This window comes from Gilliamella sp. wkB178, assembly GCF_001690705.1.
Classification (GTDB): Bacteria; Pseudomonadota; Gammaproteobacteria; order Enterobacterales; family Orbaceae; genus Gilliamella; species Gilliamella apicola_K.
Map to the genome: position 1 here is coordinate 30,610 of NZ_LZGK01000016.1, position 21,357 is coordinate 51,966.

The window sequence follows — 21,357 nt, forward strand, 5'->3', positions numbered from 1 at the left end:
TACTTTCCTACTTTGATACAGTTTCACTTAGACATGAATTTTGGCACATTGGGAATCCGAGTGCTTCACGGGATGCATAGTACGCTTCAGCTACCATTTTGGTTAATGCTCGGATACGTAAAATGTAACGTTGCCGTTCTGTAACTGAAATTGCTTTACGAGCATCAAGTAAATTAAAGCAGTGTGCAGCTTTTAATATACGTTCATATGCAGGTAGAGGTAGCGGTTTTTCTAATTCAAGTAACATTTTTGCTTCTTTTTCATGTTGTTCAAAACAATAGAATAAGAAATCAATATTGGCGTATTCAAAATTATAAGTAGATTGTTCAACTTCATTTTGATGAAATACATCGCCATAAGTAGTCTTACCAAATACACCATCACTCCAAACTAGATCATAAACACTATCCACACCTTGGATATACATAGCAAGACGTTCCAAGCCATAAGTGATTTCACCCGTTACCGGTTTGCATTCAAGGCCGCCAACTTGTTGAAAATAAGTAAATTGGGTTACTTCCATACCATTTAACCAAACTTCCCAACCTAATCCCCATGCTCCCAGAGTTGGATTTTCCCAATTATCTTCAACAAAGCGAATATCATTAACGGTAGGATCTAAACCAAGTTCTTTTAATGACCCTAAATAAAGCTCTTGGATATTATCTGGTGATGGTTTTAAGATAACTTGAAATTGATAATAATGTTGTAATCTATTCGGGTTTTCACCATAACGACCATCTGTTGGTCGACGGGATGGTTGTACATAAGCAGCATTAATAGGTTCTGGTCCAAGTGCACGTAAACAAGTCATAGGGTGTGACGTACCAGCACCAACTTCCATATCTAATGGTTGGATCACAGTACAACCTTGATTAGCCCAGTAATCTTGTAGCGTAAGGATTAAACCCTGGAAGGTTTTGACATTAAACTTTTGCATGATGTTATCTTTATAGTTGAGTTATTGCGACAATTTAAATAGTTTTATATTTTATACTTTTTATTAGTTATTGTGAAATGTCTAATCTTTGCATATTACAATATATTATTAATATTATCTCAAGACTTAAAATGGTTTTCATTTTGCATCTTTACCTATTTGTAGGTATAGTGGAAACATCTGTATAGCTTGGTAATTAATTATAAATAAAACGCCATGTCCTGTTATTTTAAATTTTTTATTATCTTTTTAATTGGCCTGTTGAATGTCAATTTTTCGTATGCTGATGATAATCAGCAGTTGCTATCTTTACGTCGCTCTATTCAAGAACAAGAAAATCGCTTAGCTGAACAGAAAAAAGAACGTACTCAATTAGTTAACGATCTCAAGGAACAAGAAACAGAAATCGCTAATTTGCTGACGGCCATTGAAAAAAATAGTATTTCTTTAAAAAAACTTGATACTGAAGTTAATAATTTAATAAAACAAATTGATGTACTAATAATTAAGCAAAAGCAACAGCGTAGCGTATTATCTAAACAACTAGAAAGTGCTTTTAAGCTTGGAAAAATGACTGGTTTAGAACTCATTTTTGCCAATAAAGAAAGTGAGCGTAATGAACGTATTATAAATTATTATGGGTATATTAATGAAGCGAGAGAACAACAAATAAATGCACTTCATGACACGCAATCACAACTTAACGATAAAAGAATTGCCTTGCAAAAAAAACAAACATCACAAAAAGAACTACAAAACAAACAAAAAGAAGTTCAAATAGGGTTGGAAAAAAATCGGCAAAATCGGCAAAAAACGATTAGTGCTCTTGAATCGTCAATGCAGGTAAATCAACAAAAATTAGCAGAACTTCGTGACAATGAGGCAAAGCTTCAAGCAAAAATTGTCCAAGCGGAAAAAGAAAGCCGTCGTTTGGCTGAAGAAGAAGCAAGGCAAGCTAAGCATATAGAAGAAAAACAGAAAAATACCAATTACACACTTAATTCAGATGAAAAGTCATTAATGGCGCGAGTTAGTGGAATTGGTAAACCGCAACATCAACTTAATTGGCCTGTTATTGGCAGTATAGCTCATCGATTTGGTGAATCTTTGCAAGGGGAACTGCACTGGAAAGGCATGGTTATTAATGCAAAAGATGGAACCCAAGTCAGAGCGATTACTGATGGACGAGTGATCCTTGCTAGTTGGTTACAAGGTTATGGTTTTGTGGTGGCTCTTGAACATGGTAAAGGTGATATGAGTTTGTATGGTTATAATCAACGGTTACTGGTTGATGTCGGTGATAAAGTCCAAAGTGGTCAAGCTATTGCTTTGGTTGGTGCTAGCGGTGGACAAAATACACCAGGATTATATTTTGAAATCCGTCGTGATGGTAAAGCACTTGATCCCAAAGGGTGGTTAAAATGATTAATTTTCGTTTTATTTTTACTCTCATCATGACTTTATTTCTGTTAAATATCCAAAGTGTATGGGCGGCAAAGTTGGTATTAGTTATTGATGATTTTGGTTACCGTCAACGCAATGAAGAACAAATTATTTTGTTGTCACCAAATATAACAGTTGCTGTATTACCTAATTCTCCAAATGCAAAACATATTGCAACCTTAGCTCATAATCATGGTAATGATGTCATCATTCATCTACCAATGGCACCAATGGGTAAACAACCATTAGAGAAAGATACGTTGTTTCCATATATGAATGAAATTGAAGTTCAAAGGATTGTAACTAATGCTGTTGAACGTGTTCCTTATGCGATTGGTATTAATAATCATATGGGAAGTTTAATGACATCTAATCTAAATGGTATGCAACACGTTATGAAAGCCCTTAGCCGTTATTCAATGTTTTTTTTAGATAGTAAAACTATTGGTAAAACTAAAGTTAAACAAGCTGCTAATGAGTATAACATCCCAGTTATTGGTCGAGATGTTTTTTTGGATGATGAACAAAAAGAGAATAGTATCGCTCATCAGTTTGATGTGGCTGTAGCCATTGCACGTAAGAATGGATATGCGATTGCTATAGGTCACCCTCATCCGCAAACAGTAAATGTTTTAAGAAGCAAGTTAGCTAATTTACCCATAGATGTTGAATTAACAAAACTTGGCCAATTAATTACTCCGTTGCCTTCAATGAAACAACCAAAAAAAGTTACTTTAAACGATATTGTTGAAAAATATAAAAAGTTAATTAACGATATGTATCTTTTTTATAATTTAGAAAAAAAATAATTATTTCTTTTTTAAAGTTCGATGGCGAGTTTGTACTTGTTTATTGCGGGTTCGGAATAATTCTGCTAATTGTTCTGCAATAAAAACAGAACGATGTTGTCCACCAGTACAACCAATAGCAATAGTTAAATAACTACGGTTATTTTTTTCTAGCATTGGGAACCATTGTTGTAAATAATATGCGGTTTGATAAATAAAATTATTTACTTCCGGTTGTTGTGAAAGAAAGTCTTTCACAGCTTGATCTAATCCTGTTAAAGGTCGCAAATTTGCATCCCAATGAGGATTTGGTAAAAACCGTACATCAAATACAAAATCTGCATCAACAGGTAAGCCATGCTTAAAGCCAAAAGATTCAAAAATAATAGTTAATTCGCGTTCTTTTTTACCTAAAATGCGGGTCCTTAAAATATCTGATAGTTCGTGAATAGAAAGATTATCAGTATTGATAACTAAATCAGCGTGTGATTTAAGTGATTCTAAATACTTTCCTTCGAGTTCGATAGCTTCTTCTAAAGAAAAGTGTTGGTCGGATAATGGATGAGTTCTTCTTGTTTCACTATAACGGCGAATCAAGGTATTGCGGCTACAATCTAAAAAAATCATTTCAGGGAAAATAGATTCAGGTAACCGTTGGATAATATCTTGATTAAAATTGAATTTTTCTGGTAAATTTCGAATATCAATACTTACCGCAACAGGAGTATTATTGTTTTCTAATGCATCTGCTAATTGTGGTAATAAAACTACCGGGATATTATCAACACAGTAAAATCCCATATCTTCTAGTGCTCGCAGTGCAATTGATTTACCAGAGCCAGAACGACCACTTACTATCATTAGAATCACAGCATCAACTCCAATATAATTGATTGATTAAGTATATACTTTTTATTTCTAAATATACAATTGTAAGTAGACAGATTGTTACTTTTTCATTAACACTAAATTAAAATTCGGTTTTGATTTTATTTATTAACTGTTTAAGGGCCTGACCTCTATGTGAGATTTGGCTTTTGTGTTCTTTAGTTAATTCTGCAGCGCTACAACCTAGTTCAGGAATATAAAAAAGGGGATCATAACCAAAACCACCTTGACCACGTTCTTCTTTTAAAATCATACCATGCCATTTCCCTAAACAAATAATAGGGGTAGGATCTTTTTCATGACGCATAAAAGCTAAAGCACAGTAAAAATAAGCTGTGCGTTTTTCTTTAGGTGTATTAGCTAATGCTTGCAGTAATTTTTTATTGTTGTTTTTATCGTTACCATGTTCACCAGCATAACGAGCTGAATAAATCCCTGGCTCGCCACCTAGTTCATTAACCACTAAACCTGAGTCATCAGCAATTGTTGGTAATTTGGTTAACTTGGCTGTATGTCTAGCTTTTAATATAGCATTTTCGACAAATGTTAAGCCAGTTTCATCAGCATCAGGTACATTAAATTCACTTTGCGCTATAATATTAAAGCCTGCATCAGCAAGTAATTTTTGCAATTCATTCACTTTACCTTGATTATTGGTTGCTAAAACTATTTTTTGCATTTTGACTTCCTTAACATAATTACTTTTTTTACTGATTAATTCTTCAGTTTAAATTGGTTTAAAAATCAGGATTACAGCTAAATGTTATACTTTCTCCCGTTTTAGGGTGATTAAAAGTAAGAAGCTGCGCATGTAATAACAATCTTTTTGACATTGAAAAGGCTTCAGGAGTTGCATAAAATTTATCACCTAGAATTGGATGACCAATCGCTTGCATATGAACGCGTAATTGGTGAGATCTTCCAGTAAACGGTAATAATTTTACTCTTGTGGTATTATCTGGATTTCGGGAAATAACTTGATATTCTGTTAATGCATGTTTACCCTTTTCCATGTCAACCATTTGTCTAGGGCGATTGGGCCAATCACATATTAGGGGTAATTCAATTGTTCCTGAGTCATTTTTTAAGTGTCCAAACACTACGGCTATATATTGTTTTTTAGGTATTCTTTCTCTAAATTGTTTTTTTATTTCCCGATCAGCTAATTTTGATAGTGCGGCAATCATAATTCCACTTGTTGCCATATCTAATCGATGTACTGATTCAACATAACTATATTTTTGTTGTAACCGGTAAATAATACTATCAATAAATTGAGGTTTATTACCTGAAACAGATAAGATCCCCGGTTGTTTATTGACCACAACAATATGATCATCTTGATATAAAATAGAAAGCCAAGGATTAATTGGCGGATGGTATTCTAAAAGCATTTGCGTGTGACAATTTGTAGACTAAAATTGCCGCACATTTTAACAAAATAAATAGAAAGTGTCAGTTACGCAAAACTGTTATTTTCCCCAAATTGATTTTTTATTAGAAGAAAATAATTGCGAAATAAGAACAATTAAACCGACAATAAGATAACAAGCAAAAATAATAATCATCCATTGCGACATCTCAATGGTAAGGAATGACCAAAGTTTTTCGGCACAAGAACCATATGCATTGAATATACTAGGAAACCATTCATTTAATGATAACCAAGATGGAAATTGTACATTAACTGAACAGGTATCACCTAGATTGGGAGCAAATTGTAATTGCGCTTGAAATGTAGCTAAGTTAAAACCTTTAAATGCACTAAATAACCATATTAAAATTGCAATTACCCGAAAGATGGCATTGTGCGGTGTGATAAGACCAATAACACTGGCAAATAAAATCCCCAAAAGAGCGCAACGCTGATAAATACAAAGTGTACAAGGAGCAAGCCCTAATCCATGCTGAAAATATAATGCTGTGATTTCAAAAATAGTGACAGAAAGAAACAGTAAAAACCAAGCAATTCTTCCTTGTGAGTATTGATTCAGCAGTGATAACATACTATTTTATTCCTCCATATTCCGTTATAATTGTGTTGCTATTTTTATTCTAAAGGTAAGTGTAGTTTATTTTAGAATAATGTAAATGACTTTTATTTATGACGGTGGATTAATCATCTCTTATGGACTCTTACGCGCCAAACACAAAATTGCAGGTTTCATTTATTACTATTTCTGAAGATAATGCGACTCAAAGAATAGATAATTTTTTGATCACATATCTAAAAGGTGTACCTAAGAGTATGATCTATAGGATCTTACGTAAAGGTGAAGTAAGAGTTAATAAAAAGAGAATTAAACCTGAATACAAATTAGAGGTGGGTGATGAAGTTCGTATTCCACCTATTCGTAGAGCAGAAAGGTCATCACCTGCAATCTCAACCAAACTTAACAAAGTAGCAGAACTGGAAAACTCAATTATTTATGAAGATGATGTGATTCTAGCAGTTAATAAGCCTTCAGGCATTGCAGTGCATGGCGGGAGCGGGCTTAGTTTTGGAGTGATTGAGGGTTTACGAGCCCTAAGACCAGAGGCAAAATTTTTAGAGTTAGTACATCGAATTGATCGTGAAACATCGGGCATTTTATTAATTGCTAAAAAACGATCCGCGCTTAAATCTTTACACGAGCAACTTCGACTTAAGCAAATGCAAAAAAATTATCTGGCACTAGTGAAAGGTAATTGGCCTTCCGAGTGTAAAGTGGTACAAGCGCCACTACTAAAAAATATTTTGAAAAGTGGTGAACGAGTAGTTAAAGTTGATAAAGACGGTAAACCTTCAGAAACCCGCTTTAAAGTTGAAGAACGTTTTAATTTTGCCACTCTTATTAAAGCTAGCCCAGTTACGGGACGAACCCATCAAATTAGAGTGCATACTCAATATGTTAATCATCCAATTGCTTTTGATAATCGTTATGGTGATAGTCAATTTGATGCAATTTTAATAAATACTAAACTTAATCGGTTATTTTTACATGCTTCTAATGTAAAATTTATTCATCCTAAAACTATGCAAGAAATGCAATTGTCTGCACCAATGGATAAAATTTTACAAACTTGTTTAGCTGAAATTAGAAATAGTAAATTTCAACCTACAGAATTTTAAATAAAAAAGGTAGTTTAACAGAATGAAAGATCTTAATTTATATTTAATTAGACATGGACAAACTGAATGGAATATTAAAGATCAGATGCAAGGATCACAGAATTCCCCGCTAACACCCGTGGGCATTTTAGGAGCTCAAATTACCGGAAAACATTTACAAAATATTCCATTTATGCAAGCATATTCAAGTACCCAGCAGCGTGCGATGGAGACTAGAGATTATATTGTTAATGAAAATAATATGGCGATCCCTACTTTTGAACTTGCAGATTTGTGTGAAATGGACTTTGGTATATGGGAGGGTAAACATGTACCATTACTCAAGCAAGAAGTTCCTCAATTTATGACTTATTTAACTGATCCGGCTAATTTTGATGCTTCCGTGAATCAAGGTGAAAATTATTTAGATGTCCTTGCTCGCATGCAACGAGCTTTAGATACAATTATTCAAAATGCTCCGCAAGATAAAGGTAATATTTTGGTGGTTTCGCATGGTACGGTATTACGCCTTTTGCTGTGTGTATTAAATGGAGGTGATTGGCGCTTACATCGCAATCAAGAGTACTTTCCTCGTACTTTGAATACCAGCATTAGTGTGGTTCATTATCAGCAGAACAAGGATCAATCTGCAGGCGAATACACTGTTAAGTCTTACAATAACGTGGATCATTTAACTAACGAATAAATTGCATGTTAATTACTCTTATCTCGGCTTGTGTATCTCTACACCTGCCTAAGTATAAATAGTAATGATTATTCATCGTTTATATGCTGCATAACGTTTTTGTAGCTGTTGTAATTGGCTGATTCTAGCATCGATTTTCGATACCATAGCTTGGTTACCTTGAGTTTGATTTTTAGCATTTTGTAACAATTGGATAGATTGTTGGAATTGGCCTTGCAAAGCAATTAACTCAGCACGAGCAGACATTTCTTGTGCTCTGGAGCGTAGTCCACCGTATGCAGTAATAAGTATATCCCAACCATTCATATCATCATTATGATCATAAGTATAACGATGCAATAAACTAACTGCTTGTTGATAATTTTTGTTTTTTACATAAGCGTTTGCTAAATTTAATTGTAGTGCTGAACTATCAGGTGCTTTTTTCAAAGCAGTCTGTAAACGACTAATTGCATCACTATTGTTGTTCATCCCCAAATCAATATCAGTCATTAAATCTATGTACCAAAGATTATTGGGATCATTATCTAATAATGATTGTAATTGTTGTTTGGCTTTTTGATAGTTACCACTACGATAGTCTGCTAGTGCACCACAATAAATAATAGCAACTTTACTCTGTTCATTATTCAATTTTTTATAGTCTTCAACTAATAATTTCCCTGTATTTTTGTTTCTACTCAACAAAACTGCCAGCCGGGCTTTAGCTAAATAATAGTTAAGTGAAGAAGTAACACTTTGTTTACTATACTGCATTGACCGATTACGAATATCAGTTAAACGGCTATTTGGTAAAGGGTGAGTAAGTAAAATTTCGGGAGGTTTGCTTGTAAAACGAGTTTGATCTGCTAATTTCTGTAAAAATTCTGATGATGCATAAGGATCAAATCCAGCTTTAGCCAACGTACGTAAACCAACTCTATCTGCTTCTTGTTCATTGCTTTGAGTAAAACTAATCATACTTTGTGCTGACCCCGCCATAGTACTAGTCATCGCTGCCATCCCAGCTTCGGGGTTTGCAAGTGTGAGTAAAATAGAACCTAAAGTTGCCCCCCAAACATAAGGACTATTGCGATTTTGAGCTTCCATTGCACGTGCTAAATGTCGTTGGGTAACATGGCCAATTTCGTGAGCCATTACAGAAGCTAATTGGCTTTCATTATCCGTATCTAAAATAAGTTTGGAATGGATAACTACGTTCCCACCAAAAAAAGCAAACGCATTAAGTACATCACTTTGCATAATATAGAAGTGAAAAGGTGTTTGTACGGATTCTGATTTGGTAACTAATTTTTTACCTAAATCATTAATGTATTGATTTAATACAGGATCATTAATGATTGGAGCATCAGCCCGCAACATCCGCATATAATAATCACCCATCTCCATCTCTTGCCCAATACTTAATGTTGCGGCGGCGGCAGTTCCAATATCAGGAAGAGTTATATTATCTGCATTAGCCATAAAAGAACTATGCAATATTGATGTAGATAATATAAGCGCAATTACTTTTTTTAACATTAATTCATCCAATTGAAATTAAATCTAAGTGTATTTATTTTAGCCGAAAAATAATACAATATCACTTTGAATTTATAATCATATTAATCAAAATACTAAAAGTAATAAATAGCTATATTCCTAGTAAAGTGCACTTTAAATTATATGCTAAATTAGCAAGTGTGGACTATTGAAATACCGCCTCACGAATTTTTTCAATATCTGCATTTTCAATATATTTGACAATATTGGGGTAAATATTGAAATGATGACCAAATTCTGGTTGCATTAACTCATTAATAGCTTCAGATTTTTTCCATTTTTGAAAAACTAAGCGATACATAGCTACAATAACACCTGTACGATCGCTACCGTGCCAGCAATGAATTAATATTGGTTTGGGTGATTTATTAATAACTTTGAGTATTTCTATAATTTTTTCGTCAGTAATTTTCCCTGCTCGCAATTTAATCCAGACCTCTGCAATTCCAGTATTGGTTATTTCATCTCGATCACTATGCCATAAACGTAGATTAATAACAGTTTTAAATCCTAAACCTGCGAGATATTGCATCTCTTTGGATGAAGGTTGTTCCGAGCGGTATATGTCTTTCGATATTTTATAAAAATTATCAGGTAACTTACTAGAATTAATTTGAGATCGACAACCAGTCATTATTAGCAATAAATAACATAAGACTAGATAGCTAACTATTTTAGTCATACAATTAGGATGATGAAACAATGATTGTTTTAAGTAGAGTCTCATTATTGCTAATTACTAAATTTTAGGTATTTAAACAAGATTACAGCGATTTTTAATAAATGCAATAATACTATCGCTTTTTACCATTTCTTTATTTGTACCTGCACGGTGTTTATATTCAACTTCTCCATTATCAAGATTACGCTCACCAATTACAATGGTATGAGGAATACCAATCAGTTCAGCATCAGCAAACATTACACCTGGACGTTCTTTACGATCATCAAATAACACCTCAATTCCTGCCGCTTGTAAGTCAGCATAGATTTTTTCTGCGGTTGCTTGTACTTTTTCAGATTTATGCATGTTCATTGGGATTATTACTACACTAAATGGTGCAATAGCTTCTGGCCAGATAATACCTCTATCATCGTGGCATTGTTCTATTGCGGCCGCTACAATTCTGCTAACGCCAATACCGTAACATCCCATAATCATTACATGATTTTGTCCATCTTCACCTTGAACAGTTGCTTTCATTGCTTCAGAGTATTTTGTGCCAAGTTGGAAAATATGACCAACTTCAATGCCCCGTTTAATCTGTAAAGTGCCTTTACCATCAGGACTAATATCACCTTCAACGACATTTCGAATATCTTCAATGCGTGGTAAGGTTATATCTCGTTGCCAATTAATATTAAAATAGTGTTTGTGATCAATATTAGCACCAGCACTAAAGTCACTCATTATTGCCACATCCCGATCGATAATAATGGGCATGTTTAAATTGATTGGGCCTAATGAACCAGGGCCTGCGTTAATTAATGAGCGAATTTCTTCCTCAGTTGCGAATTCAAGGGGTGAGGCAACAATATCAATTTTTTCGGCTTTAATTTCATTCAAAGTGTGATCGCCACGCACTAATAAAGCAATTAATCGATGTCCACTTTCTTTACTTGCCTTAACTATTAGAGTTTTAACAGTTTTCTCAATTGGTATATTGAATTGTTCCACTAATTCATCAATGGTTTTAGCATTTGGTGTGTCGATTAATTGTAGATCTTTAGTTGGTTGTAAACGCTCTTTAATCGGTGCTAATGCTTGAGCCATTTCGATATTAGCTGCGTAGTCGGATTCAGTTGAAAAAACAATATCATCCTCACCACTATCAGCTAATACCTGAAATTCATGCGACCAATTTCCCCCAATCGATCCGGTATCAGCTCGTACAGCTCTAAAGTTTAAGCCAGTACGGGTAAAAATTGCACTATAGGCTTTATACATATCATCATAAGTTTCTTGTAATGATTCTTGTGAAGTATGAAATGAATATGCATCTTTCATAATGAATTCACGAGAACGCATCACACCAAAACGCGGGCGGACTTCATCACGGAATTTAGTTTGAATTTGATAAATATTAAGTGGTAATTGTTTATAAGAACTGACTTCATTACGGAGCAGATCAGTGATAACTTCTTCGTGAGTTGGGCCTAGGACAAAATCACGATCACCGCGATCTTTTATTCGTAGTAATTCAGGCCCATATTGTTCCCAACGACCGCTTTCTTGCCAAATATCAGCGGGTTGTACAACTGGCATTAAGACTTCGATTGCGCCCGCTTTATTCATTTCTTCACGAACAATATTTTCAACTTTTTTTAGTACTCGATAACCAGTGGGGAGCCAAGTATACAAGCCAGCTGCAACCTTGCGGATCATTCCTGCTCGTAACATTAATTGGTGGCTAATAACTTCAGCATCGGCTGGAGTTTCTTTTAAAGTAGAAAGAAGATATTTACTGGTTCGCATGAATTTATCCCAAAAAAATAATTAAGTTATTAATATAATAAAAACGTTGGTTAGTTTAGCAGTACCAAGCACAACACTAAAGTAATTTTTAAGTTTAAATAAATAGTAAAATAATCAACTATGGAAGAATGTTTACTTTTCAAATCATTTACACATTATTTATGAAATATAATTTATTTCATAAATATAGAACTGCTTTAAAAAATCACTACTAACTTAGTTAGTCTATTTAATAACATTTTACACTGTGATCTATTAATTTTTATTTACTAATTAAGAACTATTGTTAGTTAAATTATTCAATTGTTATTAATAGTTTTATATTTCATAGGTTATATGCATCAAAAATGATACTTTAATAATTTTAAAATTAATTGGTATCAAAACAGATATTATTTATCTAATTGATTATATTGATGTTTTTGTTATTTATGTGACGGAGATCACGTTAGTAAGGTTTTTAAATTGATATCATATGCATATGTTATTTCATAGGGAGAAATTTAATATGGGCAATGTTATATCTAATGAGGATATTAAAACGACACAAAAGGAATCAAAATTACCAAAATGGCGTAAAAGTGATACTTTATGGATGCTTAGTCTTTATGGGACTGCTATTGGAGCAGGAGTACTTTTTCTGCCAATTAATGCGGGAGTAGGTGGATTAATACCCTTAGTCGTGATGCTAATCCTTGCCTTTCCAATGACTTTTTTTGCTCATCAAGCTTTATGTCGGTTTGTGTTATCAGGTAAAAGTCGTGATGGGGATATTACGGTTGTTGTAGAAGAAGCTTTTGGTCGTACAGCTGGAAATTGGATAACAGTACTTTACTTTTTTGCTATTTATCCTATTTTGTTAGTATATAGTGTAGGTATAACTAATACTGTAGATAGTTTTATGACTCATCAGCTAGGTATGGTTGCACCACCAAGAGCCTTACTATCATTTATTTTGGTTGCTTTTTTGATGTTAATAGTTCACTTTGGTGAAGAATTGATTGTTAAAGTTATGTCAATTTTAGTATTTCCATTTATCACTGTGTTAATGATTTTGGCATTATTCTTAATTCCTGAATGGAATGGTGAAATTTTTACAAACTTCTCATTTAGTAATAGTAGTAGTGAAGGTGGGCGGAGCATTTTAATGACACTTTGGCTAGTTATACCTGTAATGGTATTTGCATTTAACCACTCACCAATTATCTCGTCCTTAGCAGTAGCAAAACGTAAAGAATATGGTGAAAATTTTGCAGAAGCAAAATGTACTAAAATTATTGCCGCAAGTAATATAATGATGGTTGTGACTGTAATGTTTTTTGTTTTTAGTTGTGCACTTTGCTTAACTCCGGCAGAACTTCTTGAAGCTAAAGCACAAAATATTTCTACATTATCATATTTGGCTAATCGATTTAATTCACCAGTAATTGAATATATTGGCCCACCAATTGCCTTTATTGCAATGGCAAAATCGTTTTTAGGTCATTATTTGGGTGGTAAAGAAGGTTTTAATGGTATTGTTAATAAAGCATTACGTAGCCGTGGCAAAATAATTTCGCAGAAGAAGCTTGATAAAATTGCTATCTTATTCATGTTTGTCACCGCATGGGGAATTGCAACACTTAATCCGAGTATTTTAGGGCTAATTGAGTCTCTAGGAGGTCCAATCCTTGCGGTAATATTGTTCTTAATGCCAATGTATGCGATTCATAAATTACCAGCATTAGCAAAATATCGCGGTAAACTAAGTAATGTCTTTATTGTTATCATGGGACTTATAGCAATATCAGCGGCTATTTATAACTTAATTTAAAATTACTTTAAATTCATTATTATTCAATATATAACACCGTCGGCTTTTGTCGACGGGAAAAAGTTAGCAGGTATACAACTTGTCAACAAAAAATAACTACTAATAACATATAAAATAAGTTGTATAACTATGGTTAGTAGAAATCTAACCATATTGATGATTGTCATCTAACTAATAGCAATATTAAATTTATATAGATTTAAATCATCTGTTATTAATTAACAGTGGTGCAGCAAAAGGGAAAAAATATGAGCTCGGTATTTGAAATATTCAAAATTGGTATTGGACCTTCAAGTTCACATACTGTTGGACCAATGAGGGCTGGCAAAGCATTTATAGATCAACTAATCAGCGAAGATAAAATGTCGTCGGTTACTAAAATCGTTGCTGATGTTTATGGTTCTCTATCATTAACTGGTAAAGGTCATCAAACAGATATTGCTATAATTATGGGATTAGCTGGAGAAAAACCTGATACCGTTAATATTGATAATATTCCTACATTCATCGAAAAAATTAGCCAAACTCATCGTTTACCTATTTACAACAACCGTTATGAGATCGACTTTCCACTTACAACGAGTATGGTTTTTCACTCAAAATTTTTACCACTACATGAAAACGGTATGACTCTTAGTGCATATGAAGGTGAAACTTTGCTATTGCAAAAAACTTATTACTCTGTAGGCGGTGGTAAAATTGTTGAAGAAGAACAATTTGGTCAACAGGAGCAAAGTGCTGTAAAACTTCCTTATCCATTTTCTTCAGCCGCTCAGTTATTGCAATATTGTGAGGATAACTCGCTATCAATCTCTAGTATTATGATGAAAAATGAGCTACAGTTGCACACGTATGAAGAGATTGAAGATTATTTTTCTCGCGTAGGGCAAACTATTTTAGAAGGCATAAAACGGGGTATGAATACGGAAGGATTATTGCCTGGTCCGCTTAAAGTTCCCCGTCGTGCATTTTCATTATATCGACAATTATCCACTACTAAAGATAAAATAATTAGCGACCCCATGATAATTATTGACTGGGTAAATATGTTTGCATTAGCAGTTAGTGAAGAGAATGCTGCCGGTGGTCGGGTTGTTACTGCTCCAACTAATGGTGCATGTGGTATTATACCTGCCGTACTAGCTTATTATAATAAGTTTATTAACCCGGTTACTCCGGATATTTATATTCGATTCTTTTTAACATGTGGAGCAATTGGGCAACTTTATCAAATGAATGCTTCAATTTCTGGTGCAGAAGTTGGCTGTCAAGGTGAAGTTGGTGTAGCGTGTTCTATGGCAGCAGCAGGTTTAGCAGAGCTTTTGGGTGGAAACCCTCAGCAGGTTTGTATGGCAGCAGAAATAGCTATGGAACATAACTTAGGTTTGACTTGTGATCCAGTTGCTGGGCAGGTACAAGTACCATGTATTGAGCGTAATGCAATAGCAGCAGTTAAATCAATTAATGCAACACGAATGGCTTTAAGACGAACTACAGCGGCAAAAGTATCTTTAGACAAGGTTATTGAAACCATGTATGAAACCGGTAAAGATATGAACGCAAAATATCGTGAAACATCACGTGGTGGGTTAGCAATTACGGTTCATTGTAGTTAAGATTTATTAATTATTTTAACTTCGCCGATCGTATTATCGGCGAAAGCTCGAATTAGATTTAATATTTCCATCGCATAGTATTGACATTAGAACGCAAAAAGTCATTCTCTGCTATTACATCTACTTTTTCTGGTTTGACTTGTCGTCGTCTTCTTTTGCGTTTAGGTAATTCAGCTGATGTTTTATGAATAACCTCATTATAGGCTAGTAAATTATTAAGTTGATCAAGTTCACCTAATCCGCGGAGAACGGAAATCAATGTTTGTAAGGTAATAGATTCACCTAATTCAATACGTTTTATTGTGGCTATACCAATTTCTGATTTTTTTGCGAGTTCTACTTGTGATAAATTTTTTTCAATTCTTGCCATTTTTATTCTACGGCATAACATAGCAACTATGTCAGAAGTTTCATTCATTAAATATCCTCATTTTGTAAACTGGGATTTAGGTATACTTTTTTATTCTAAACAGATAATATATTAGTTAAACTCGTAATTATGTCACTAGCTAATAAACTGTATTTATTTAACTTTTTGGCTGTTACATCACCTGCTAAGCCATGCAAGTAAACACTTACTGGGGTAGACTGTATAGGGGACAAATGTTGTGCCATAAGTCCTGCCATAATACCTGTTAGTACATCTCCAGTTCCACCTGTAGCCATACCATTGTTCCCTGATTGATTAATATATGTTTTCTTATATGGTGTCGCTACAATAGTTCTAGCATCTTTCATTACACAAATCACTTCGAATTGTTCTGCAAATGCTTGGGCATTTTCTATTAGATTTTCAGCAATATCTGTAATGGCTTTATTGGTTAATCTTGCCATTTCGCCTAAATGGGGCGTCACAATCACAGTAGATTCGGTTTGAGTTAGTAATTTTAAATCTTGCGCAAGAGTATTAAGTCCATCGGCATCAATAATTACTGGAATTTTCGCTTGTTTCAGGACTGTTGATAGTATCTTATGGGTATTATCAGATACTCCCATACCAGGGCCAATCACTATAACTGATGCCCAATTAATAACTTCGTCAAGTTGAGCTTTATCGATTTGATTAGTAATATAAGGTGTTAATAAGGCTTCGGGTAATTGATTAAGTAAAATATTACGATTACATTCTGGTGTGTAAATGCGCACTAACCCAGCTCCAGTTCGGTAAGCTGCTTTAGCTGCAAGGAAAGCTGCGCCACTGATATTTTCTGACCCTGCAATAACCAACACTTTTCCAAAACTACCTTTATTAGAATAATTATTTCTATTAGGTAATAGATTAATTAATTTATCATCGGTATATGTATAACAGTTAGGAAGTTCATCAGCATATATTCCTATGTCAGCAATATGCACATATCCAGCAAAATCAGTACCAGGATAAAGTACTAATCCTATTTTTTTATAAGCAAAAGTTACAGTTTGTTTAGCTTTAACTGCTATTCCAAGTATTTTCCCTGTGTCGGCAGAAATACCAGAAGGAACATCAATTGACAAAACGTCTACTTCGCTTTGATTAATTAATTGAATAATGTGATAAAAATCACCACTAATAGCACGCTCTAAGCCAATGCCAAATATAGCATCAATAATAGTGGTATAGTCAGTGAAAGAGTCTGATAATGAAGTAGTTATTGGTACCTCATAATGTTGAGCAATTTTTATTTGTTGTATGGTTTCCGGAGAGCAGTGATCGGGATTACCAACAAAATAAATTGTAACATCAATTTGCTTTAGTTTAAGTAACCGAGCGACAGCAACACCATCGCCGCCATTATTACCATAACCGCAAACTACGGCTACTTTGCGCAAATTAAATTGACCAGTATTAAGCTGTTCAATTACTGCTAAAGCAGCTCGTTCCATTAAAACAAGGGATGGTATACCTACCTTTTGTGAGGTATAGGTATCGTAATGCTTCATTTCTGACGAGGTAACTAAGTATTGCATTACAACCTCCTTCTTAAAAGGTATGCATTTAGTATTACAAGATCCCGTTTTTCAACTTGTCATTTAGACCATGTCATTAAATAATAGGATCTTCCTCTTGCAATTTGAGTTGCTGTTTTTCTAGGCTTTCTAAAAGCCTTTTATGAATACCACCAAAACCACCATTACTCATAATTAAAATTGCATCAGTAGGTCGAGATGCTTTCGTAATCATTTCAACTAATAAATCAATATCCCCAGACCAATAAGCTGGTTGAATACAAGCATCAACAACATCAGCAACTAACCAAGGTAATTGTTCTGGTTGGAAAATAAAAACTTCATCAGCGCGGCCAAGTGACGGGGCCAATTCATCTTTTGATATACCTAATTTCATAGTGTTTGAACGAGGTTCAAGTACAGCTAAAATGCGGCGATTAGCACCAATTTTGCTACGAAGAGCTTCTAATGTTGCTAAAATTGCAGTTGGATGATGAGCAAAGTCATCATAAATTTCAATATTATTTACTTCGCCATAAAGTTCTAAGCGTCGTTTAGCATTAACAAATGAACCAAGCGCTAAACAAGCATCAGCGGGTTGAATTCCAACATTATGTGCTGCGGCTATTGCCATTAAGGCATTATGCATATTATGTTCACCAACCAAAGAATATTGGACTTCACCAACTTTTTTATTATTTAAAAATACTGCGAAGTGGCTGGCATCATTATTGATTCGTTGGGCTTGCCAACCAATTTCAGATTCGGTAAATGTTTGTTCACTCCAACAACCTTTAGCTAACACTTGTTTTAAATTTACATCTTCATGGGGTGAAATAATTAAGCCTTTACTCGGTACTAAGCGTACTAGATGATGAAATTGTTTTTGAATTGAACTAAGATCATCAAAAATATCAGCATGATCAAATTCTAGATTATTCATTACTAACGTTTTCGGGCAGTAATGCATAAATTTGGAGCGCTTATCAAAGAATGAACAATCATATTCATCGGCTTCAATAACAAAAAAATTACCATCGCCTAAACGAGCAGAAACATCAAAATTACCAGGTACACCACCAATAACGAAGCCCTGCTTATATGATTGTTGTTCAAGAATCCAATTTATCATGCCTGCAGTGGTTGTTTTACCATGGGTACCGGCAACAGCAATTACCCAACGATCCCGTAAAACATTATCATGAAGCCATTGAGGGGCAGAAATATAAGGAATGTTATTATCAAGAATATATTCAATACAAGGATTACCTCTTGATAAAGCATTACCAATAATTACTAAATCAGGAGTTGGTGTTAGTTGTGAGGGATCATAACCTTCAATGATATCTACTTTTTCTTTTTGTAATAAAGTACTCATTGGCGGATAAACATTTTTATCTGATCCAGTTACCTTGTGACCTAGCGAACGGGCTATTAATGCGATTCCTGCCATAAATGTGCCACAGATCCCTAGAATATGAATATGCATTTTTAGTCCTTAATTTGGTGTAAATATCTATAATAAATAATATTTTTTAATAGTTTTATACAAATCTACAGTTAGGTGTAATTGGTAGATTTTTGATAATTATAATTGATTTTCATTGCTTATGCGATAGGCCATAAATACCTAATCAGTAATTTAGTAGCTTCATTACCTCGAAATTCATTTACTTCTAAATGATAAACGATTTTTATATTTTTTATTGATTGATCAGGCCATTCAGAAAGGTCGACATTGAAATATACTCCTTCAATTAAAGGCCCACCATTTTTAGGTTCTAAGATTAAACTGAGATGTTTTTCGGAAAATAATCGTTGTTGATGGATAATAAATTCTCCATCAAATATAGGTTCAGGAAATCCTTCTCCCCAAGGGCCTGATTCTTTGAGTTGTTTAGCTAATAAATAAGTAAAATCTTGACTATCTATTTCACCATCTGTTTCAATGATTTGTTGAAGTAAATCAGCACTTAATTGCTTGTTTAACAGTGCTTCAAAGTAGATTTTAAACTCTTCTAAATTTTTTTCACAAATTGTTAGTCCTACAGCCATTGCGTGTCCACCAAAGCTTACTATTAAATCGGGATATTGATTATTTAGCTCTTCTAATAGATCACGTAAATGAATACCAGGAATGGAGCGACCAGAGCCTTTCAAAAAACCATCTTGTGTTGACGCAAACGAAATAACAGGGCGATAGTATTTGTCTTTTAAGCGAGCAGATAAAATACCAATAATACCTTGATGCCATTCAGGATGATAAAATACAAGTATATTTGGGAGTGAGGTCTTTTCTTTCTCGATTTGTTGAATAAATGATAAGGCTGCTTTATGCATGGTATGTTCGATCAATTTACGATCATTATTAAGATTATCGAGATTTGTTGCCATTTCGATTGCCATTTCATAATTCTCACAGAGTAGTAATTCAACCCCCAGTGACATATGATCCATTCGTCCAGCTGCATTTAATCTAGGAGCAATATAAAATGCTAAATCAGTAGATGTAAATGATAAAGGATCTCTTTTTGCTAGTTGGAATAAAGCTTTTATACCTTCACAACAGTAACCTGAGCGGATTCTATTGACTCCTTGATGGACTAATATTCGATTATTATGATCAAGTTTGACAACATCAGCAATGGTGCCTAAAGCAACTAGGTCTAATAAATTGGCAATATTATATTCAGGTAAATTATTATCAATGAACCAATTTTCTTGTCGTAATTTTGCTCGTAAAGCAGACATAAAATAAAAGGCTACACCAACACCAGCTAGGTGTTTAGAGGGAAAAGGACAATTAGGTAAATTAGGATTTATTATGGCATCTGCTGCAGGTAATGTTTCTGGGCACAAATGATGATCAGTAATAATCACTGTTATGTTAGCTTGTTTAGCAAATGCTACAGCTTCTACAGCAGAAATACCATTATCTACTGTAATAATCAGATCAGCTTGTTGTAAAAGAGCTTTTTTTACTACAGCAATACTTAATCCATAACCATCTTTAAATCTATCAGGAATAATATAATCGACCCAATGCCCTCCCATTTTTTTTAACGCTTTGAAGACTAACGCTGTACTGGTAGCACCATCAGTATCGAAATCCCCAACAATCATAATATGTTGTTTATTTTTTATAGCAGAATAAAGAATTTCGACCGCAAGTTCAGTACCATGCAATGTTTCATAATTACATAAATTGCGCGTACTATAATCAAGTTCTTGGGTGGACTTAACTCCGCGTAAAGCATAAATCCGTTGCAACAGTAACGGAATATCTTTAGGAAACTCAGGTAAAGAATCTGGTAGTTTTCGCCGTAATAATTTATCTTTATTCATATTTTAAATGTTAGCTCATTTGCGCTAACATAATTTTAATATTGAGTTTAAATTTCAATTCTAGCGTATTAATTAAATACTATTTAGATGAATTTTTATTTAGAGTATCAATTAATTTATCGACTGGTACATATCCTGAAATAAGTTGACCATTAGGTAAAACAATTGCAGGTGTACCACTAATACCGAGTTGTTTACCAACATTAAATTGTTGTTTTACATAAGGAACCATACTATTTGCTGGTGAAATGGTATTTCCTTTATAGGCATTTTCAAATGCAGCTTTGCGATTAACAGTACTCCATATTGATTGCATATTTTTACCTACTTCACTATCAGCTCCAGCACGAGGGAATGCAAAGTAGTGTACCGAGATGCCTGCGTCTAAATATTGGTTAATATTTTCATGCAATAATTTACAATAATGGCAGGTATAGTCAGTAAAAACAGAAATTACATATTTTTCTTGTTTAGCTTTATAAACAATAGCATCTTTTTCAATAGATTTAATTAATTTGGTATTATCACTATTAGCAATATTATTAGGTTCATCACCTTCTAAATTATAAATAGGTCCTTGCGTTAAATATTTACCATCCTCGGTAACATAAAATAATCCGTCAGGTGTCAGTACTTTTTTGAATCCTTGTACAGGGCTATTAGAGATTTTTATATCTTTAGTCCCATAACCTAATTTTTCTAAGGTATTGGTAATATCTGCATTATTTGCCAATACTGATGTAGAGATTAATGCTAAACCTAAAACTAATTTCTTCATTC

The 21,357-nt window shown here is 33.9% G+C and carries 19 protein-coding genes; 6 read left to right on the forward strand and 13 right to left on the reverse strand.

Annotated elements, in window-relative coordinates; genetic code table 11:
* Window positions 1–7 precede the first annotated feature (7 nt).
* A complete protein-coding gene (gene glyQ / locus A9G13_RS09730; protein ID WP_065557424.1) occupies window positions 8–940 on the reverse strand; it encodes a glycine--tRNA ligase subunit alpha in 933 nt (310 codons plus the stop codon).
* A 216-nt stretch (window positions 941–1,156) separates the two neighbouring features.
* Here glyQ and envC point away from each other — a divergent pair, with 216 nt between their 5' ends.
* The gene (gene envC, locus A9G13_RS09735) at window positions 1,157–2,365 is read left to right on the forward strand and encodes a murein hydrolase activator EnvC (RefSeq protein WP_065557425.1); all 1,209 of its coding nucleotides are present in this window, start codon (window positions 1,157–1,159) and stop codon (window positions 2,363–2,365) included.
* The gene (locus A9G13_RS09740; RefSeq protein ID WP_065557426.1) at window positions 2,362–3,192 is read left to right on the forward strand and encodes a divergent polysaccharide deacetylase family protein; all 831 of its coding nucleotides are present in this window, start codon (window positions 2,362–2,364) and stop codon (window positions 3,190–3,192) included. The genes envC and A9G13_RS09740 overlap by 4 nt, the downstream gene beginning before the upstream one ends.
* On the opposite strand, the gene rapZ is transcribed toward A9G13_RS09740, so the two are convergent.
* The 4 genes from rapZ to dsbB all read right to left on the reverse strand — a co-directional run bounded on the left by rapZ (window position 3,193) and on the right by dsbB (window position 6,065).
* Complete coding sequence (gene rapZ, locus A9G13_RS09745; RefSeq protein ID WP_065557427.1) at window positions 3,193–4,041, reverse strand: RNase adapter RapZ; 849 nt, start codon at window positions 4,039–4,041, stop codon at window positions 3,193–3,195. It abuts the gene before it with no gap.
* Between the two features lie 100 nt (window positions 4,042–4,141).
* Window positions 4,142–4,738, reverse strand: coding sequence for an XTP/dITP diphosphatase (locus A9G13_RS09750; protein ID WP_065557428.1), 597 nt, complete (start codon window positions 4,736–4,738; stop codon window positions 4,142–4,144).
* Window positions 4,739–4,796: 58 nt separating this feature from the next.
* Entirely contained in the window at window positions 4,797–5,453 is a 657-nt protein-coding gene (gene rluA, locus A9G13_RS09755) for a bifunctional tRNA pseudouridine(32) synthase/23S rRNA pseudouridine(746) synthase RluA (protein ID WP_065557429.1), read from the reverse strand.
* 78 nt (window positions 5,454–5,531) lie between these two features.
* Window positions 5,532–6,065 (reverse strand): disulfide bond formation protein DsbB, encoded by a 534-nt coding sequence (gene dsbB, locus A9G13_RS09760; RefSeq protein WP_065557430.1) that lies wholly within the window; start codon window positions 6,063–6,065, stop codon window positions 5,532–5,534.
* A 122-nt stretch (window positions 6,066–6,187) separates the two neighbouring features.
* Here dsbB and rluC point away from each other — a divergent pair, with 122 nt between their 5' ends.
* Together rluC and A9G13_RS09770 are read left to right on the forward strand one after the other, a co-directional pair.
* Window positions 6,188–7,171, forward strand: a complete 984-nt coding sequence (rluC, locus tag A9G13_RS09765; RefSeq protein ID WP_065557431.1) for a 23S rRNA pseudouridine(955/2504/2580) synthase RluC — start codon at window positions 6,188–6,190, stop codon at window positions 7,169–7,171.
* Window positions 7,172–7,193: 22 nt separating this feature from the next.
* Window positions 7,194–7,856, forward strand: coding sequence for a histidine phosphatase family protein (locus A9G13_RS09770; RefSeq protein ID WP_065557432.1), 663 nt, complete (start codon window positions 7,194–7,196; stop codon window positions 7,854–7,856).
* Between the two features lie 72 nt (window positions 7,857–7,928).
* Here the strand turns inward: A9G13_RS09770 and A9G13_RS09775 are convergent, their stop codons facing one another.
* The 3 genes from A9G13_RS09775 to proS all read right to left on the reverse strand — a co-directional run bounded on the left by A9G13_RS09775 (window position 7,929) and on the right by proS (window position 11,874).
* Entirely contained in the window at window positions 7,929–9,377 is a 1,449-nt protein-coding gene (locus A9G13_RS09775) for a beta-barrel assembly-enhancing protease (protein WP_065557433.1), read from the reverse strand.
* 166 nt (window positions 9,378–9,543) lie between these two features.
* Window positions 9,544–10,125: a fused DSP-PTPase phosphatase/NAD kinase-like protein gene (locus tag A9G13_RS09780; protein ID WP_081301233.1), complete on the reverse strand. Its 582-nt coding sequence runs from the start codon at window positions 10,123–10,125 to the stop codon at window positions 9,544–9,546.
* Between the two features lie 27 nt (window positions 10,126–10,152).
* Complete coding sequence (proS, locus tag A9G13_RS09785) at window positions 10,153–11,874, reverse strand: proline--tRNA ligase (RefSeq protein ID WP_065557434.1); 1,722 nt, start codon at window positions 11,872–11,874, stop codon at window positions 10,153–10,155.
* A 508-nt stretch (window positions 11,875–12,382) separates the two neighbouring features.
* Between proS and A9G13_RS09790 the strand changes: the two genes are divergently transcribed.
* Entirely contained in the window at window positions 12,383–13,687 is a 1,305-nt protein-coding gene (locus A9G13_RS09790; RefSeq protein WP_141670912.1) for a serine/threonine transporter, read from the forward strand.
* Window positions 13,688–13,935: 248 nt separating this feature from the next.
* Window positions 13,936–15,303, forward strand: a complete 1,368-nt coding sequence (locus tag A9G13_RS09795; RefSeq protein ID WP_065557435.1) for an L-serine ammonia-lyase — start codon at window positions 13,936–13,938, stop codon at window positions 15,301–15,303.
* A 58-nt stretch (window positions 15,304–15,361) separates the two neighbouring features.
* On the opposite strand, the gene A9G13_RS09800 is transcribed toward A9G13_RS09795, so the two are convergent.
* The 5 genes from A9G13_RS09800 to dsbC all read right to left on the reverse strand — a co-directional run bounded on the left by A9G13_RS09800 (window position 15,362) and on the right by dsbC (window position 21,355).
* On the reverse strand, window positions 15,362–15,721 hold the full coding sequence (locus A9G13_RS09800) for a helix-turn-helix domain-containing protein (protein WP_065557436.1): 360 nt from the start codon (window positions 15,719–15,721) through the stop codon (window positions 15,362–15,364).
* A 47-nt stretch (window positions 15,722–15,768) separates the two neighbouring features.
* Window positions 15,769–17,253, reverse strand: coding sequence for a bifunctional ADP-dependent NAD(P)H-hydrate dehydratase/NAD(P)H-hydrate epimerase (locus A9G13_RS09805; RefSeq protein WP_065557437.1), 1,485 nt, complete (start codon window positions 17,251–17,253; stop codon window positions 15,769–15,771).
* A 76-nt stretch (window positions 17,254–17,329) separates the two neighbouring features.
* Complete coding sequence (gene mpl, locus A9G13_RS09810) at window positions 17,330–18,721, reverse strand: UDP-N-acetylmuramate:L-alanyl-gamma-D-glutamyl-meso-diaminopimelate ligase (RefSeq protein ID WP_065557438.1); 1,392 nt, start codon at window positions 18,719–18,721, stop codon at window positions 17,330–17,332.
* 119 nt (window positions 18,722–18,840) lie between these two features.
* Complete coding sequence (recJ, locus tag A9G13_RS09815; RefSeq protein WP_065557439.1) at window positions 18,841–20,577, reverse strand: single-stranded-DNA-specific exonuclease RecJ; 1,737 nt, start codon at window positions 20,575–20,577, stop codon at window positions 18,841–18,843.
* A 79-nt stretch (window positions 20,578–20,656) separates the two neighbouring features.
* Window positions 20,657–21,355, reverse strand: coding sequence for a bifunctional protein-disulfide isomerase/oxidoreductase DsbC (gene dsbC, locus A9G13_RS09820; protein WP_065557440.1), 699 nt, complete (start codon window positions 21,353–21,355; stop codon window positions 20,657–20,659).
* Window positions 21,356–21,357 lie beyond the last annotated feature (2 nt).

What these genes read in the sequence shown, in the direction of transcription:
- A9G13_RS09790 (WP_141670912.1), top strand. Translation starts at nt 12,383, where the DNA reads ATGGGCAATGTTATATCTAATGAGGATATTAAAACGACACAAAAGGAA.
- A9G13_RS09770 (WP_065557432.1), top strand. Translation starts at nt 7,194, where the DNA reads ATGAAAGATCTTAATTTATATTTAATTAGACATGGACAAACTGAATGG.
- A9G13_RS09740 (WP_065557426.1), top strand. Translation starts at nt 2,362, where the DNA reads ATGATTAATTTTCGTTTTATTTTTACTCTCATCATGACTTTATTTCTG.
- A9G13_RS09805 (WP_065557437.1), bottom strand. Translation starts at nt 17,253, where the DNA reads ATGCAATACTTAGTTACCTCGTCAGAAATGAAGCATTACGATACCTAT.
- glyQ (WP_065557424.1), bottom strand. Translation starts at nt 940, where the DNA reads ATGCAAAAGTTTAATGTCAAAACCTTCCAGGGTTTAATCCTTACGCTA.
- envC (WP_065557425.1), top strand. Translation starts at nt 1,157, where the DNA reads ATGTCCTGTTATTTTAAATTTTTTATTATCTTTTTAATTGGCCTGTTG.
- mpl (WP_065557438.1), bottom strand. Translation starts at nt 18,721, where the DNA reads ATGCATATTCATATTCTAGGGATCTGTGGCACATTTATGGCAGGAATC.
- rluA (WP_065557429.1), bottom strand. Translation starts at nt 5,453, where the DNA reads ATGCTTTTAGAATACCATCCGCCAATTAATCCTTGGCTTTCTATTTTA.
- rluC (WP_065557431.1), top strand. Translation starts at nt 6,188, where the DNA reads ATGGACTCTTACGCGCCAAACACAAAATTGCAGGTTTCATTTATTACT.
- A9G13_RS09780 (WP_081301233.1), bottom strand. Translation starts at nt 10,125, where the DNA reads ATGAGACTCTACTTAAAACAATCATTGTTTCATCATCCTAATTGTATG.
- recJ (WP_065557439.1), bottom strand. Translation starts at nt 20,577, where the DNA reads ATGAATAAAGATAAATTATTACGGCGAAAACTACCAGATTCTTTACCT.
- A9G13_RS09795 (WP_065557435.1), top strand. Translation starts at nt 13,936, where the DNA reads ATGAGCTCGGTATTTGAAATATTCAAAATTGGTATTGGACCTTCAAGT.
- proS (WP_065557434.1), bottom strand. Translation starts at nt 11,874, where the DNA reads ATGCGAACCAGTAAATATCTTCTTTCTACTTTAAAAGAAACTCCAGCC.
- A9G13_RS09750 (WP_065557428.1), bottom strand. Translation starts at nt 4,738, where the DNA reads ATGCAAAAAATAGTTTTAGCAACCAATAATCAAGGTAAAGTGAATGAA.
- A9G13_RS09775 (WP_065557433.1), bottom strand. Translation starts at nt 9,377, where the DNA reads ATGTTAAAAAAAGTAATTGCGCTTATATTATCTACATCAATATTGCAT.
- dsbC (WP_065557440.1), bottom strand. Translation starts at nt 21,355, where the DNA reads ATGAAGAAATTAGTTTTAGGTTTAGCATTAATCTCTACATCAGTATTG.
- dsbB (WP_065557430.1), bottom strand. Translation starts at nt 6,065, where the DNA reads ATGTTATCACTGCTGAATCAATACTCACAAGGAAGAATTGCTTGGTTT.
- A9G13_RS09800 (WP_065557436.1), bottom strand. Translation starts at nt 15,721, where the DNA reads ATGAATGAAACTTCTGACATAGTTGCTATGTTATGCCGTAGAATAAAA.